Below are 14,173 nucleotides of genomic sequence, written 5' to 3' on the forward strand. Positions count from 1 at the left end.
TTTGAGTCAGCGAGCGGCGGGATCGGGGCGTCCCACGCTCTTCGGGAAAAATGAAGCTACCCAGCCGATCAGGCGCGTCAGCACGGCAAAAAGGCCGCGCAGCGGCTGCGGTCCGTATTCTGCCAGGCGCAGATAGCCTTTAAAGCCGAGCACCATAATGTCGGCGAAGCTTTGCATGGGTTTATCTTCTGGAAAACTGTCCTGCCATAGCGCCCAGGTATCGGCGCGGGCGAAAGTGCACTGAATAAACTCCACGTGCTGTTCGGTGGTTAGCTCATGCAGACGAATACCGGCGCGGCGGCCAAACGTTCGCTGAACAAAGCACGGGAAGCTGAACTCCTGCTGGCCGCGCCGCAGCAGCAGCCAGACCTTGTCATTCTCTTTCAACAGGTTTTCTTCCCGCAGCTCCAGCCCTACGCCGCCATCGGAGTAGTCACGCAGCGTACACGGCAGCATATGGCCATCTTCGCGGGCCAGCGCTGCAGGCATAGCAATTTCGACCCTGTGCGCTTCGCGCAGCTGGCGCGCCTCAACAGAAACCGCGACTGCGCCGCCAAGGATAATCATGTTGTAAATCACCCAAATCACGCTGACGATCACCGTCAGGATCTCATTTGATGGGCCATAGTTCAGGCGCCAGATTGCAGCGATAATCCCGGCGACGTTGATCAGCACCAGGAACATATAGGGTCGGGTGATCACCCAGTCGAGATGCTGCTCTTCCACCAGGCCGCCTTTAGCCGTTACGTTGAACTTGCCCTTGTACGGATTGAACAGCGCCACCGTGGTGGGTCGCGCGATATACCAGGCCAGCACTGTTTCGTACACTTCGCTCCAGAACGAATGGCGCCAGCGGCCCTGAATGCGTGAGTTGGTCAGGCTGGTGTGTAACATATGCGGCAGCACGAAAATCGCGATCGCCAGCGCTGGCGCGAAAATGATATAGGCGTGACAAAGCAGGAAAGCCAGCGGTGCCAGCAGGAAGATCAGCCGCGGAATACCGGAGAGGAAGTGCAGCATCGCATTGGCATAGCAGAGCCGCTGCACCAGCTTCAGCCCTTTGCCCATCAGCGGGTTATCCAGCCGGAATATTTGCACCATGCCGCGCGCCCAGCGGATACGCTGCCCTATATGGGCGGAAAGGCTTTCGGTCGCCAGCCCGGCAGCCTGTGGAATGCGGATATAGGCTGAGGTATAACCTTTACGGTGCAGGCGCAGAGAAGTATGCGCATCCTCAGTCACGGTATCTACCGCAATGCCGCCGATCTCATCCAGCGCGGTACGCCGGATCACCGCACAGGAACCGCAGAAAAACGCCGCATCCCAGACATCGTTGCCATCCTGCACCAGCCCATAGAAGAGCGTGCCTTCGTTCGGCGTACGGCGGAATCGGCCAAGGTTGCGCTCAAAAGGATCGGGTGAAAAGAAATGGTGCGGCGTTTGCAGCATTGCCAGCTTCGGATCTTTCACAAACCAGCCCAGCGTCATTTGCAAAAATGAGCGTGTCGGCACGTGGTCGCAGTCAAAAATCGACACGAACTCGCTGCGGCAGTGGGTGCGCAGCGCATGGTTGATATTGCCCGCCTTGGCATGTTCGTGAGTCGGGCGCGCAATGTAATTCACGCCAATTTTTTCCGCAAAAGCGCGGAATTCTTCACGATTGCCATCATCCAGCACGTAGATGTTGAGCTTTTCTTTCGGCCAGTCGATGCCCAGCGCAGCGTAAAGCGTTGGTTTCACCACGCTCAGTGGCTCGTTATAGGTCGGTACCAGCAGATCGACGGTCGGCCAACTGTTGATATCTTCCGGCATGGAAACCGGTGGCCGGTTCAGCGGCCACAGCGTCTGGAAATAGCCCAGGATTAGCACGACCCAGGCGTAAGTTTCCGCCCCGATTAGCAGCACGCCAAAGGTAAGGCTCAGCGGATCGTCCCAGTTCAGCGTCGAGGTGTAGCGCCACCAGAGATAGCGGCAGGAAATCGTCAGCGACAGCACGATCAGCATCATGGTCGACAGCCGGCCAGGAATACGCCGCACCACCATCGCCACGCCCCAAAGCAGCACTACAAAGATAAATTGCGTAAAAAGATCGAACGGCTGGGAGATACAAAGGATCGCCAGCGCCGTAGCCACTACTATTGCCACGCCGAACAGCGCTTTTCGCAGCCACGAAGGCAGGCGGCGCAGCTGCCTCTCGGAACGCCTTTCCATATCGCGCGCTTCCGCTCTTTCCGGGAGTTTACCCAGCCAGTTATAGAAGCGCTGGCGCGGCGTTCGCAACGTATAATGGCCCGCACGATCGCTAAGCGAAACGCCATTGAAAGGCACTACCAGCAGCAACCACAATGTTTGCAGCAGGTAGCGTAAAATATCTGCCGGACGCGGCTTCTCCGGCGAGATATGCGGATAAAGACGGCGCCGCTGCGCGTGCACGCGCTGCCAGGCTGGCGTTTCAAAGCGTAAAAAGGTCCAGCCCAGCGTTAACCAAAAACAGTGAAGCGCGGCAGTTGCCGCCGAAGCACCTTGCTGGCGATAGCCCGAATAGCGTTGGCGCAGCGCAGCGCTGGCGGAAGGCATCAATAGCCAATGTAGCGGCCTCATGCGTTCTCCCGCAGATTAATCAACGCCCAGTTGGCGAACGTCATCATGCCTTCCGCCGCCAGCGCATGCGGCCTGTATTCGCCCAGCGGCTGCTTGTTCAGCAGCGCTTCCGCTACGGCTTCGTCACGGTGGATAGTTAAGGGAATAAAGTTTTGCAGGCTGTTGACCCAGAGCTGATGCAAATCCTGCTGCGCTTTGCTGACCGGCGTGAACTGATTAAGCAAAAACAGCGTGTTATGGGGAAACGTTTGCTGATGCAGACGACTATGCGCGTTAGCATCCGGCGTCACCACGGTAAGGACGCGGTCGGCCAGCGCCAGCACCGCCCGTGTCCAGGGCGTATCGCCAGCCGGAACATCGAGCAGGATCCAGGGGTAAAGCCGTTTTAAGGCTTCCATTTGCGCAATCCAGGCGCGGCCATATTTTTCCGGCTGGCTGATAAAAGCCATGCGCTCGTCGTCATTCAGCCTGCCGGCCGGCACAAAATCCAGCCCCGGCGCGTAGCGCAGCGCGCTCTGCTGCCAGGGCAGTTCGTCAAAAGCCGCCCGCAGCCAGCCGCGTGGCTGATTGACCGCCATATTAAAATGCATGCGCAATAAATTATCAGCGGAAAAATCGATGGCGATAACCTGCTCGCCCAGCTGATTCAACGCCCAGGCGAAAGCAGCGGTTAACGAGCTTGTGCCGGCTCCTCCTCTGACGCCCTGCAGCGCAATAACCGCCATTTACGACACCTCTGGCTGTGATTCCGCGGCCCACTCGGCCAACAGCGGCCAGCGGTTCAGGATCCCGGCCAGCCTTTCCTGGCGATCGATATCCACATAGCGCCAGTTCTGTAGCGAAAAAGCGCGTTCCAGTTGCGCAATATCGTCCTGAGATTCACGCGCCACCGGCAGCGTTTTATCCGAGAGTTGACTCATAGAGATAGCCCTAAAAGGCAGCAAAAAATCCCCCCCGAGCAAGAAAATTCCTGGGTCGGGTTCAGGTCGGTTTGCTATAAGTTGTAATGTATATTAGCCAGAATACAATGATGCTACTTCATTTTTTAACTGGACTACACTCTAGCCGTAGAATAAGACGGGTTGCGAAATATCTTATGACACCTCCATTTACGTTAGGATTTGAACAGGTCAGAGATGAGTTGATGCTGATGCAGCCGTCGGGATGTTACTGGCTGACGGTCAACCGGCAAGAAGACGCCCGTATTCTGGCGCGTCAATGCATCGCTGCCCAACGTGCCGTTACGCTTGTCGCTGCTGGCCTGGCGCCGGAAACACTGCTCTCGCCTGCGCCTGCTGGCGGGCCTGCTGCGATTCCGCTTTTCTCACTGCCGGAAACCCGGCGGGCGCTGCACGCTTTTACCGATGATTTGGCGCGCGTGCTGTCGGAAAAACCTCGACTGGTCCTGTTTTTCGCTCCCGCATCCCTGTGGGAAAAACTAAGCCAGGATGAGCTGCGGCTGTGGACAAAAAAGCTACAACACTTTCTTGCTGCTAAACCCATCACGCTGCTAATCATTAGCTTTGGTTCAGTAATCAACACGCTACGCACGCAGCTGCAAACGCTCTATCGCCATGTTGATGGACTGGCGCAGCTCGACTGGCAGCAGGACAGTTGGGACTACCGCATCAACTGGTGGGCTAACGACGGCGGCATGCTGGCGGATCGCGCCATGAGACTGGCCCTGAATATGGACCACTTTACACTGTTGGAGCAGGAGCAGAGCGCGCCGCTGACGCTGAACGACGAGATGCTCTATCTGGCGGAAAAATCGGTGCTGGAAGGCGCGCCGCCGCTATCAAGCCAGTGGACGCTGTATGATGACAATGCCGGATTACATAGCCGCGCGCAGCAGGCGAATGCGGCGACGGTTATTTTCAGTTTGCAACATAACGATCAGATCCCGCTGCTGGCAGAACAGATTCACAGTCTGCGCCGTACCCGAGGCAGCGGCCTGAAAATAGTCGTGCGCGAGATGCGAGCCTCACTGCGCTATAGCGATGAAAGGCTGCTACTGGCCTGCGGCGTCAACAGCATAGTGCCGGTCAACGCCACTATGTCGCGCTTTCTGACCATGCTGGAAGGTATTCAGGGACAGTCCTATAACCGCCATGTGCCAGCCGATTTACAGGCGCTGATGAAATCCATGCAGCCTTTGCAGGAGCGCGGCTACCTGCCGCTGGCCGAGTTTTGCCAGTCGGTAACGCTGCTGGTAAACAACACACTGCTGCCGGAAAACGGCAAAGGGTTGCTGGTGGCGCTGCGCCCCGTACCGGAACTGAAGCCGGAGCAGGCGTTAACGCTGTGTAAGCCACGCCGCTATGGCGATCTGGTTACCCTGCTGGACGACAGACTCTATCTGTTTCTTTCTTCGTGCCGCTTCAGCGATCTCAACACCGCGCTAAAGTTTATTTTCCAGCTGCCGCATGACGAGATTTTTACTAATCGTCTGGTGTGGCATGAGGATTTGCAAATCCTGTCGGAAGTTCGTCAGCTGACCAGCCAGGTGCCAACCGCCTGGCGGAATGCGCCAGCTCCCCGCACGGCTGCGCAGCCTGGCGCCGCGCCCGTGGTCAAAGAGCGCCGCCAGCCGCAAAATATTACCCTTGGCCAGGATTCACCGGACAATATGAAATGAATTTAATGGATGGAGTGCAGATCCTGATCCTGCTGGTTCTGCTGCTGCTGTTACTGAAACCCATTTACGCCCGCTGGCTGCCCAGGCAGTGGCGGGGCCTGGTGCTGCGGGTCACGCCGCCTCGCGCGCTGAAGTACGAAGGCATCTGGCGGCGTAACTCTTCTGAATCGGATAAGTCATGAGTCAACCAAAGATCCGACAACCGGCCAACTGGCGCGGCCTGGGCGGCTGGAATTTTTATTTCCTGATCAAATTTGCGCTGCTGTGGTTTGGCTATCTCAATTTCCACGCCCTTACCAACTTAGTGTTCCTGGCGTGGCTGCTGCTGCCGCTGCCCAACGAGCGGCTGCACCGCTGGCGCAACTGGGTCTCAATACCGATAGGTTTCGCGCTGTTCTGGCACGACACCTGGCTGCCCGGCCCGCAAAGCATCGCCAGCGAAGGCAGCCAGCTGGTCGGCTTCTCCGGTGCTTACCTGCTGGATTTGGTTAACCGCTTCGTTAACTGGCAGATGGTCGGCGTTGGTTTTGTCATGCTGGTGCTTTATCTGTTTATTTCGCAATGGGTGCGTGTCTCGGTATTGGTTTCGTTGATGCTGCTGTGGATCAATGTGGTGAACATGGCCGGGCCTTCCTTCGCGCTGCTGCCGACAAAGGAAGTGACGCCGCCGGTTGCGCTGAATACCGCCGCACAGCCAAATAAAGCCGCCGCCAGCGCCAACGCGATGGATCAGTCCGCGCCGCCGACCAGCGCTAACCTCACCGCTTATCTGAACAAGTTTTATGAGAGCGAGAAACAGCGCGCAACGCATTTCCCTGATTCGCTGCCTGCGGATTCCGCGCCTTTTGACATTCTGGTCATTAATATCTGTTCGCTCGCCTGGTCTGATGTTGACGTGGCGCAGCTGCGCGATCATCCGCTGTGGAAGCACTTCGATATCGTATTAAACAATTATAATTCCGCGACCGGCTACAGCGGCCCGGCGGGGATCCGTTTACTGCGTGCCAGCTGCGGCCAGACCTCGCACAGCGATCTCTATAAGCCTACCGATCAGCGCTGCTATCTGTTCGATAATCTGGCGAAGCTGGGCTTTAAAGAGCAGCTGATGATGGATCACACCGGTGTATTTGGCAATTATCTACAGGAATTGCGCGACGATGGCGATTTGCAGGCGCCGCTGATGTCGCAGGCCGGTATTAACCCTTCCTGGACTTCATTTGACAGCTCGCCAGTATTTAACGACGGTGAACTGATGCAGCGCTGGTTGGATAACCGTCAGAAAAGCGCGGACGCCCGCACAGCTACCTTCTATAACCTGATCCCGCTGCACGATGGCACGCGCGAACTGGGCAGCACCAAAACCGCCGCCTGGCAGCCGCGCGCCAAACTGCTGTTCGATCAGCTCGATGCCTTCCTGACCAATCTGGATAAGTCGGGCCGCCGCGTTATGGTGATGGTGGTGCCGGAGCATGGCGCAGCGCTACAGGGCGATAAAATGCAGATGTCTGGCCTGCGCGATATCCCCAGCCCGAGCATTACCCATGTGCCGGTTGGCATCAAGTTCGTCGGTATGAAGGCGCCACATCAGGGGCAGCCGTTAAGCGTGGAAGCGCCGACCAGCCTGCTGGCGCTCTCCGATCTGGTTTCTCGCGTGGTGGACGGCCAGGTGTTTAACGCCGCCAATGTCAATATGTCGATGTTGACCGAGAACCTGCCGCAAACGCAGGTAGTGTCGGAAAACGACAATGCGGTAGTGATGATGTACCAGGGCAAGCCCTGGATCAGGCTTAACGGCGGCGACTGGGTCGCCTATCCGCAATAACGCAGTCTGCAAGACACCGGCATCGCGCCGGTGTCTTTTTTATTGCTGCACCAGCACTGATTCAGGTTATTTTTTTACCATTAAGATCGTAAATCGTGCGCTGCCAGTTGCGGTCGGGACGATTAACAAAGGAAGCCAGCTCAAGCGCTTTCACTACTCCACTGATATTGCCGTTGGCATCCCTTTTCACCGCATTCCAGTTTGCTGAACAGTGCAGATATTTTGCCGCCAGCAGGGCTATCTCTTCTTCTGTAAAGCCTGCGGCTTGCTGACCATGACGAACGGCACGGCTCAGCGCAATCGCTTTTTCCTGCAGCGGATGCAGCTCTTCCGGCAAAGCCAGCGCCTGCTGCTGGTCAATATTATTGAAAATAATGCCTGCCGCTTCGGCGGCATCAATCATTACCCGGAGTGCCACTTTCGCCCAGTCGTTACGTACAGTGCGCCGCAGTATTACCGCCGCGCCGCTGCGCTTTTGCAGCATGCCATAGCGATCGGCCGGCATGCGATCGTCAAACCAGGTACTGATTTCTGTTTCGCCGCTGTCGAGGTAAGGCGCGATTGCCGGATAGCTTTTCATTGCCGCAAACTCTTCGCTGACCGCGCGGTAGAGTCGGGTGTCGTTATCAGAGGTAGAGAGCGGCACTGTTTCAAACTGCGGACGCGTTAAAAAACAGGCCTCCTGCTCGACGGCATGATAGCCGCCGCCGATATCCGAATGTACGCCAGGCAAAGCGACTTCCGGCCAGGCAGGCCGCACGCTATTCAGGGCGAAGTTAAAGCGGCATTCATGCTGCGCGGTAAGGTGAAAAACTTTTTCGGCTACGCCGGGGCGCAGCTCAAGGTTAACGTTACCACTATGCGCGCTATTGGGATTCATGCCATTTGCTGGCGTGGCGACGGCAGCGACGGCATCAAACAGGCCCAAAAAGCGGGTTTTCCCGGCGGCCAAACCGCGATATTCCACGCCTTCCAGACCTCTTTTAATGGCCTCAACAATGGTGCTGTCCTGATAAAAAACCCGATTAGCAAAATGTCGCGCGGCTGCTGCGCCACGGCTGAAGCCGAAGACATCAAACTGTAGCTCGTTGATAATTAACTCTGGATGCCGGACAGCATAGCCGCACAACGCTTCAGCCAGGGCAGCTACAGCTTTATCGGTTTTAGCGACTATGCCTCTTTCGCCTGTACCGAACGCCATATCCAGCATTTTGTCCGCCGCGCCCGCTTCTGTACCTATACCATCAATATAAATTTTCTGCTGAACCTGCCCGGCAAGTAGTTCAGTGGCGTAAAGCTCGTTAAGCCAGTGAATATTCGTGTAATTGCCTGTATGGCTTCCGCTGTAACGTAACCCCGGCTCCAGATTTGTAGCCTGCTCCCAGGCGACGAGCGCCTCGCTATCCTCCAGCAGAATATTGTCCGCTTCCATGCTGTTGCGAACGTTCAGCGCGTTATTTCCCGTGCCGTCGAAAAAAAGGCCGAGGGTAAAGGTGACGGCTTGTTTTTGTGCGCTCTGGCCGTCCGCAGAGGCGTGCAATAACAGGCTCATCTGGGTATCCGGTAATTTATGGGACGCCCAGTAAGCCTGTGGTTCAAAGCAGAAACAATGTTCTGCCCGCCGCATATTTTGCCGGCAAAATCGCAAAAATTAGCAATTAATTCAGTTCACTAAAATAAAAATTGGTAACGCTTTCTATTGCCTGCCATCCGTTGTCGCCCGGTTTAGTTGATCTCCTGCTGGCTGGATTTCAGCAATAAGGTGCTGGAGCCTGATTAAACGGTTGAGGCATGAAGGAGAAGGGGGATTATCAAATCAAAAAAAACGCCATGGTTTCCCATAGCGTTTTCCGTTGGCCAACCACGTTAGTGGCTTTTATAAGCCAGCCAGGTAAGCAGCTGCAGACTGGCCGAGTAGTAATCCTGGTTCTCTGTTAGCTGGTCGCTAAGGTAGCCAGTTTGATTCATGGTCAGGTCGCGTACCGCCAGCAGGCCACCCGCCATATTATAGGGCGCCTTATTGCTGTTGGTGACATCGATCCAGGCGGGCGTTTTATCGCGCGAGAAGCTCATCCAGAAGTGCTGGAAAGGCACCAGCTGCAGGCTCTGCGCATCGTACCAGTAAACGTAAAGCGGCACGCGGATGGCGTCATAGCTGAAGCGCGGCGGCCAGCCAATCGCTGGCGCAACGCTGCCGTCGGCATTCAGCGCTACCCAATCCGTTGGCAGCGAGGCATCGCCAAAACGCATTTTCGGCAGCAGATCCATACCGCTGTCGATCAGGTTCGTCCACACTTTAAGATGGCTGCGCGCGGCGAAATCCCGCCATGCGGGAAACAGGAAATAAGAAGGATTCAGCACCACGTAGCTGGTTTTGTTAAAGCCTTTATCCCCTGGCAGCAGCACAGTATGGCCCGCGTAGCTAACTACTTCTTTATCGACGATAGCGCGCTGGATACGATCGGACGCCTGCAAATAAGCGTTGTTCTGCCACTTCTGGCCCGCTTTAAGCAGCGCCCAGGCAATCAGGATATCGCCATCCGAAGCGCTGTTTTTATCCGCTACCGGATCGACCGCGCCCGGCACATACTTCCAGTAAAACAGTCCGCTTTGCGGATCTTTCAGATGCTTTTGCGTCCAGTTCCACAGGCTGTCGAAGCTGGCGCGATCGTTATTAGCAACCGCCAGCAGCATGCCGTAGCCCTGGCCTTCGGTATGGCTGATATTTTTGTTGCCGGTATCCTGAATCCGCCCTTCGCTGGTCATAAAACGGCTTTTAAAGCTGTTCCAGCCGTCGGCGGCGCTGGCCTGCGCGCAGCCCAGCATCATTGCAATCATCAATACGCTCGCCCTGAGCAGAGTCATGGTTATTTTCCTTACGGCTGATAGCGGAAAGTTAACGAAGCCGCGCCGCCGGTAGCGGAGCAGCTCAGCGACACGGCCGGACTGCCGCCCTGTTCGCCCAGCCAGCGGGCGTAGAGACCGGTCAGTACCGCGCCCAGCGCCTGACGCCATTGATTCTCGGCCATGCGGCCGTCGCCCGGCGGCAGCGCCATATGGTGAATAAGAATAGCGGTTTCATACGGCTGCACGTCGACAAATCCCCAATTAAAACGCGCCAGCACCAGGTTAATCTGCTGCTCCAGCTCGCCTACGGTACGCGCCGCGCTTAACGGATAGCGACTGGCCAGGCTGTCGCCCATCTGCTGTAGAAACGCATGGCTTTCCTGCTCGCCCGCGTTGTTCAGCATACCGTTAATCATCACGCTCAGCAGATCGAACCAGCCTGGCTGATACTGCTGCTGGCGATAGTAGCTAAGGGTACGTTGCTGTAGTTCACTCATTATTTGTCTCCGAGCATATAGCGGAAATAGAGTTGAGCCGTGCTCTCGTTGTAGTCGCCAAAGGTGTCATAACCCAGCTGACCGCCAACGGTAACGTCCTTATTAACCTTATAATCCGCGCCCGCATGCAGATTATAGCCAATGCCGTTTTTGCTGCCGCCCGCATAGTAAGCTTCAGTAGCGTAACCGGCGTCATAGTAGCTTTGCAGCTGCGCCTGCTTCGCCGGGTCAGTCGGGAAGTAAGCGCTGCGATCCTGTGAGTAAGACTGATAGCCTACCGAGCCGCCTACTTTTACTTTGAGATCGTCGTAATTTTTGCTCCAGTCCACCGGGAAGGAGACGGCGACGAAATCCTGCGGGCTGAAATAGCCGCCCTGGCCATAGCTGTAGTAGCTAAGGTTTTTCGAGTAATCCATCCAGCTCATGCTGATGCCGGTTTTCAGCTCGCTGTTGTCGTCGTGATAAGGACGAACATAGGCGCCCGCCGTGCCGTTCAGGCTCTGGTTGCTGGCGACGTTTTCGCCGATATAGCTGTAGCCGCCCGCGCCGACATAGAAACCGGCGTCGCCGTTGTCATAACTTAACAGCGCACTGCCGCCGTTTTTGGTCACTGCGCCCCATCTCTTGCCGCTCAGCTTGTCTTCGGTGCCGACATAGGAAAGTAAACTGTCGGTCACTGCACGACGTTCGCCGGTCAAAACCAGCGTCAGGTAGTCGGTCAGCTTCGGCGACCACTGGATGCCGCCCACCAGCGTGCTGAGATCCTGGCCCAGCGGCGTGGAGCCGAGATCGATTTTAAAGCTGTCGTTAGTCAGGCCCAGATTCACTTCCACGCCGGAAGCGGTCTGCGCGCCTGGCGAGTTAAGCAGTACGGTTGATGGCGTAATCTTATTCGCCTGAGCGATGCGGCCTTGTTCCAGCGCCTGCGTGCCAGCTCGGGCAATTGAGGTGCCCGCCGCGCTGCCTGCGCTGAGCGTGATCGGCGTCAGCGTAAAGTTAAAGCGCGTGTCGCCGTAAGGCACGCTTGACCAGGTCAGCCGCGCTTTAGCTTCGGTCAGCTTGCTCAGGCCCGATTCACCGTCGCGTCCACGAACCTGCACGCCGCCCTGTGCCCAGGTACCAGTGCGTTCCTGCAAATCGTCCATCATGGTATCGATCTGATGCAGCGTTTGCGCCTGATGCGATACACCTTCGGTGGCTACTGCGCTATCGCCAGCCGGAGCCTGCTGCCATGGCATCACGTTGCCGTAGGCGGAAGGCGATTTTCGCGCCACCAGCGTAGTACGGTTTACGAAAGGATTATCTGCCAGCGCCATGCCGCCAATCACCGGCGTCGATCCGCTTTCCGCGCCCTCGAGGCCAATCATTTTGCCGCGCGCGGTACGCAGATAAGCCAGCGCCTGCTGATGATCGCCATCGGCTTCGGCTACGCGAGCCATCAACAGCAGCCGCTCCGGCGTCTGTTCGCCCTGCAAGCCGCCGATTAACGCCTTAGCTTTCGGCAGATCGTGCGTTGCCAGCGCTACGTCGATAGCACCAACACGCGCATCCTGAGTTGGCGTATCGCGAGTCATCAGGTAGTCATAGACGACGCCCGCTTCTTTATTCATTTTGCCGGACTGATAGAGACGGCCCATAGCAAACATCAGATCGCTGTTCTGCGGATCGTGCTGCAGAGCGCCGATCAATTTATCGTAGGCTGCCGCATATTTGCCCTGCGTGCGCAGGCGATCGGCTTCATTGATCAGATAGCCATTCTGGATGCCAGCCAGCTGGGTCGGCGTGCTGTTAGCCTGTAGCTCAGGATTACTCAGGAAGCTCTGCGCCTCGCCGCTTAATCCGGCCTGATTCAGCACCGCGACCTGAGCCGCATAGTCGCCTGCATTGCCCTGCACGCCGCGCTGCATATTGCTACGCACCACAGCCACGGCCGCGTTGAGATCGCCCGCAGCCGCCAGCCCTTTCGCCAGAATGCCTGCATCCGCCGGATTAGTCGGCGGATTAATTGCCAGCGCTTTCAACGTATTGGCCGCCGCTGCGGGGGAACCCTGTGCCAGATATTGCTGCGCAACCGCCATTTGCAGGTTGAAATTTACACGACTTGAAAGCGCGCGCATTTCGCTGTTCTGATTGTGCAGTCGGCCAAGCAGCGTCTGCGCCTGCTGCCAGGCGCCGCTTTCGCTGGCGAACAGCGCGGCGGCATAGATTTCGCTGCTGCTGGCTGAGGAACGGAAAGCGGGCTGCATCAGGCCAGCCGCCTGTGCGGTCTCACCCTGCTGTTGATAAAGACGTGCCAGATCCAGCCGCAGCCAGGCGTCATTCGGGAATCGCTGGATACCTTGTTGCAATAGCGTGATAGCGCGTTGAGGATTGCCCGCCGCCAGTGCTTGTTTTGCCTCCCGCCGCAGCGGATCGCTGGTTGCGCCTGCGCGAGGCGCGACGCTTGCCCGTACGCTTTCCGGCAGCGAAGAGAGCAAAGCATCCGCCTCGCTGCCACGGTTTTGCTGGCGCAGCACGTAAAATAGCCCTTCCTTCGCCGAGCGGTTATCCGCGTCACCTTGCAGAATTGCGCGATAAGTTTGTTCGGCTGCCTCAGGTTGATTACTGCGGCGCAGCACGTCGGCGCGGAACAGCTTCGCCGCCACGCCTTTTTCGCCTTCCGCCTGGGTCAGCGGTTCGCTCAGGCTCAGCGCCTGCGCCGTATCGCCCGCTTTCATCGCCTGCTGTGCGGTGGCCAGCTGGCCGTAGAAACGTGCGTCGGCGGCTTGTTGTTGACGCTGCTGACTGTTGTCGCCGCCCAGCTTAGCGGCGCGCTCCAGGTAATCTGCGGCTGCCGCATAATTGCCGCTGCGCTGAGCTACATAGCCCAGGCCTGCCAGCGCGTCCGCATCTTCCGGGTTCGCCTGTAGAACACTGCCAAAAGCCTTTTGCGCGCCTGAAACATCGCCGCTGTTCAGCGCGGTAAAACCTGCACCTTTTTCCGCGCCGCCCGCGTTTTTACGGAAATAGTCCATCACCGCGTTATCCTGCGGATGGCGCTGCTGGTAAGTCTGGTAGAGCGACGCATCTTCCGGCTTTACCGCCAGCCATAGCAGCGCCTGGCGCAGCGAGCGATCGGCATCGTCGTTGCCGTCCGCCATGCTGCCTAAGATTTGCATGCCTTCGCGCCGCGTCGATTCTTCGTAAGTTAGCGCCTTGCCCAGCGCCAGCTTAGCGCCGGTATCCTGTGGATGCGCGGCGGCAAACTGCCGCAGCGCGTCGACGGCCTGCGGCAGCAAAGTACGGTCGCCTGCCATCGTCAGGTAATACTCGGCGGCCACGCTGGCTGGCGGCTCGTTGCCGCTAAAGGTGTTGCGCCAGGTTTGCAGCGAGGCGGCGATGTTGCCGCTGCGGGCCTGCTGCCGCGCCAGCGCCAACTGCGCCGTTGGAATCGACTGCAGCTGACGGGCGTTATCCAGCTCGCTGAGTTTCGCATCGTTTGGCGAAGCCTGACTGAGCCGATCGCGCCACTTAGCGGCAGTCACGCTGTCGCCGCTCTGCTGCGCCCATAGCGCCATCAGGTAAAGCGCCTGCGCATTATTACCGTCCACCATCAGCACTTTGTTTAGCGCGTCGCGCGCCAGTTCATCGTGCGCTTTCTGGTGCCAATAATTAGCCTGGTCGAACAGCGCCTGCAGCGCCGGATTCTGCGCCGCCTGCACGGGAAAAGCGCCCGCTGCCAGCGTCATACCCGGCAATCCCAGCGCGATAAGCGTTTTTAGAGTCATC

Annotated in this window: 10 protein-coding genes; 3 read left to right on the forward strand and 7 right to left on the reverse strand. The window is 57.5% G+C overall.

What is annotated here, in order from left to right; all coding sequences use genetic code 11:
• Nucleotides 1–6: 6 nt before the first annotated feature.
• The 3 genes from bcsA to bcsR are packed head-to-tail and all read right to left on the reverse strand — an operon-like array spanning nucleotide 7 to nucleotide 3,521.
• Nucleotides 7–2,601 carry a UDP-forming cellulose synthase catalytic subunit gene (gene bcsA, locus ACETPC_RS14400; protein ID WP_380182378.1) on the reverse strand — a complete coding sequence of 865 codons (2,595 nt, stop codon included), beginning with the start codon at nucleotides 2,599–2,601 and terminating at the stop codon, nucleotides 7–9.
• On the reverse strand, nucleotides 2,598–3,326 hold the full coding sequence (bcsQ, locus tag ACETPC_RS14405) for a cellulose biosynthesis protein BcsQ (protein WP_380182380.1): 729 nt from the start codon (nucleotides 3,324–3,326) through the stop codon (nucleotides 2,598–2,600). Before bcsQ ends, bcsA begins: the two co-directional genes overlap by 4 nt.
• Nucleotides 3,327–3,521: a cellulose biosynthesis protein BcsR gene (bcsR, locus tag ACETPC_RS14410; protein ID WP_380182382.1), complete on the reverse strand. Its 195-nt coding sequence runs from the start codon at nucleotides 3,519–3,521 to the stop codon at nucleotides 3,327–3,329. It abuts the gene before it with no gap.
• Between the two features lie 176 nt (nucleotides 3,522–3,697).
• On the opposite strand from bcsR, the gene bcsE reads away from it, so the two are divergent.
• The 3 genes from bcsE to bcsG are packed head-to-tail and all read left to right on the forward strand — an operon-like array spanning nucleotide 3,698 to nucleotide 7,061.
• A complete protein-coding gene (gene bcsE, locus ACETPC_RS14415; RefSeq protein ID WP_380182384.1) occupies nucleotides 3,698–5,239 on the forward strand; it encodes a cellulose biosynthesis protein BcsE in 1,542 nt (513 codons plus the stop codon).
• On the forward strand, nucleotides 5,236–5,421 hold the full coding sequence (gene bcsF / locus ACETPC_RS14420; RefSeq protein ID WP_380182386.1) for a cellulose biosynthesis protein BcsF: 186 nt from the start codon (nucleotides 5,236–5,238) through the stop codon (nucleotides 5,419–5,421). Before bcsE ends, bcsF begins: the two co-directional genes overlap by 4 nt.
• A complete protein-coding gene (gene bcsG / locus ACETPC_RS14425; protein WP_380182387.1) occupies nucleotides 5,418–7,061 on the forward strand; it encodes a cellulose biosynthesis protein BcsG in 1,644 nt (547 codons plus the stop codon). Before bcsF ends, bcsG begins: the two co-directional genes overlap by 4 nt.
• Before the next feature lie 61 nt (nucleotides 7,062–7,122).
• Here bcsG and ACETPC_RS14430 read toward each other — a convergent pair whose 3' ends face one another.
• The 4 genes from ACETPC_RS14430 to ACETPC_RS14445 all read right to left on the reverse strand — a co-directional run bounded on the left by ACETPC_RS14430 (nucleotide 7,123) and on the right by ACETPC_RS14445 (nucleotide 14,172).
• Nucleotides 7,123–8,613 carry a T6SS phospholipase effector Tle1-like catalytic domain-containing protein gene (locus tag ACETPC_RS14430; protein WP_380182389.1) on the reverse strand — a complete coding sequence of 497 codons (1,491 nt, stop codon included), beginning with the start codon at nucleotides 8,611–8,613 and terminating at the stop codon, nucleotides 7,123–7,125.
• Nucleotides 8,614–8,927: 314 nt separating this feature from the next.
• The gene (locus ACETPC_RS14435; protein WP_380182391.1) at nucleotides 8,928–9,926 is read right to left on the reverse strand and encodes a glycosyl hydrolase family 8; all 999 of its coding nucleotides are present in this window, start codon (nucleotides 9,924–9,926) and stop codon (nucleotides 8,928–8,930) included.
• 11 nt (nucleotides 9,927–9,937) lie between these two features.
• On the reverse strand, nucleotides 9,938–10,405 hold the full coding sequence (gene bcsD / locus ACETPC_RS14440; RefSeq protein WP_380182393.1) for a cellulose biosynthesis protein BcsD: 468 nt from the start codon (nucleotides 10,403–10,405) through the stop codon (nucleotides 9,938–9,940).
• Entirely contained in the window at nucleotides 10,405–14,172 is a 3,768-nt protein-coding gene (locus ACETPC_RS14445) for a cellulose synthase subunit BcsC-related outer membrane protein (protein ID WP_380182690.1), read from the reverse strand. Before ACETPC_RS14445 ends, bcsD begins: the two co-directional genes overlap by 1 nt.
• Nucleotide 14,173: the final 1 nt, after the last annotated feature.

The organism is Pantoea sp. sgz302252 (assembly GCF_042610525.1).
In the GTDB taxonomy this organism is placed as follows: domain Bacteria; phylum Pseudomonadota; class Gammaproteobacteria; order Enterobacterales; family Enterobacteriaceae; genus Erwinia.

Coding starts and splice junctions, on each gene's coding strand:
- bcsQ (WP_380182380.1), bottom strand. CDS start 3,326: ATGGCGGTTATTGCGCTGCAGGGCGTCAGAGGAGGAGCCGGCACAAGC.
- bcsA (WP_380182378.1), bottom strand. CDS start 2,601: ATGAGGCCGCTACATTGGCTATTGATGCCTTCCGCCAGCGCTGCGCTG.
- ACETPC_RS14435 (WP_380182391.1), bottom strand. CDS start 9,926: ATGACTCTGCTCAGGGCGAGCGTATTGATGATTGCAATGATGCTGGGC.
- bcsG (WP_380182387.1), top strand. CDS start 5,418: ATGAGTCAACCAAAGATCCGACAACCGGCCAACTGGCGCGGCCTGGGC.
- ACETPC_RS14430 (WP_380182389.1), bottom strand. CDS start 8,613: ATGAGCCTGTTATTGCACGCCTCTGCGGACGGCCAGAGCGCACAAAAA.
- bcsD (WP_380182393.1), bottom strand. CDS start 10,405: ATGAGTGAACTACAGCAACGTACCCTTAGCTACTATCGCCAGCAGCAG.
- ACETPC_RS14445 (WP_380182690.1), bottom strand. CDS start 14,172: ATGACTCTAAAAACGCTTATCGCGCTGGGATTGCCGGGTATGACGCTG.
- bcsF (WP_380182386.1), top strand. CDS start 5,236: ATGAATTTAATGGATGGAGTGCAGATCCTGATCCTGCTGGTTCTGCTG.
- bcsE (WP_380182384.1), top strand. CDS start 3,698: ATGACACCTCCATTTACGTTAGGATTTGAACAGGTCAGAGATGAGTTG.
- bcsR (WP_380182382.1), bottom strand. CDS start 3,521: ATGAGTCAACTCTCGGATAAAACGCTGCCGGTGGCGCGTGAATCTCAG.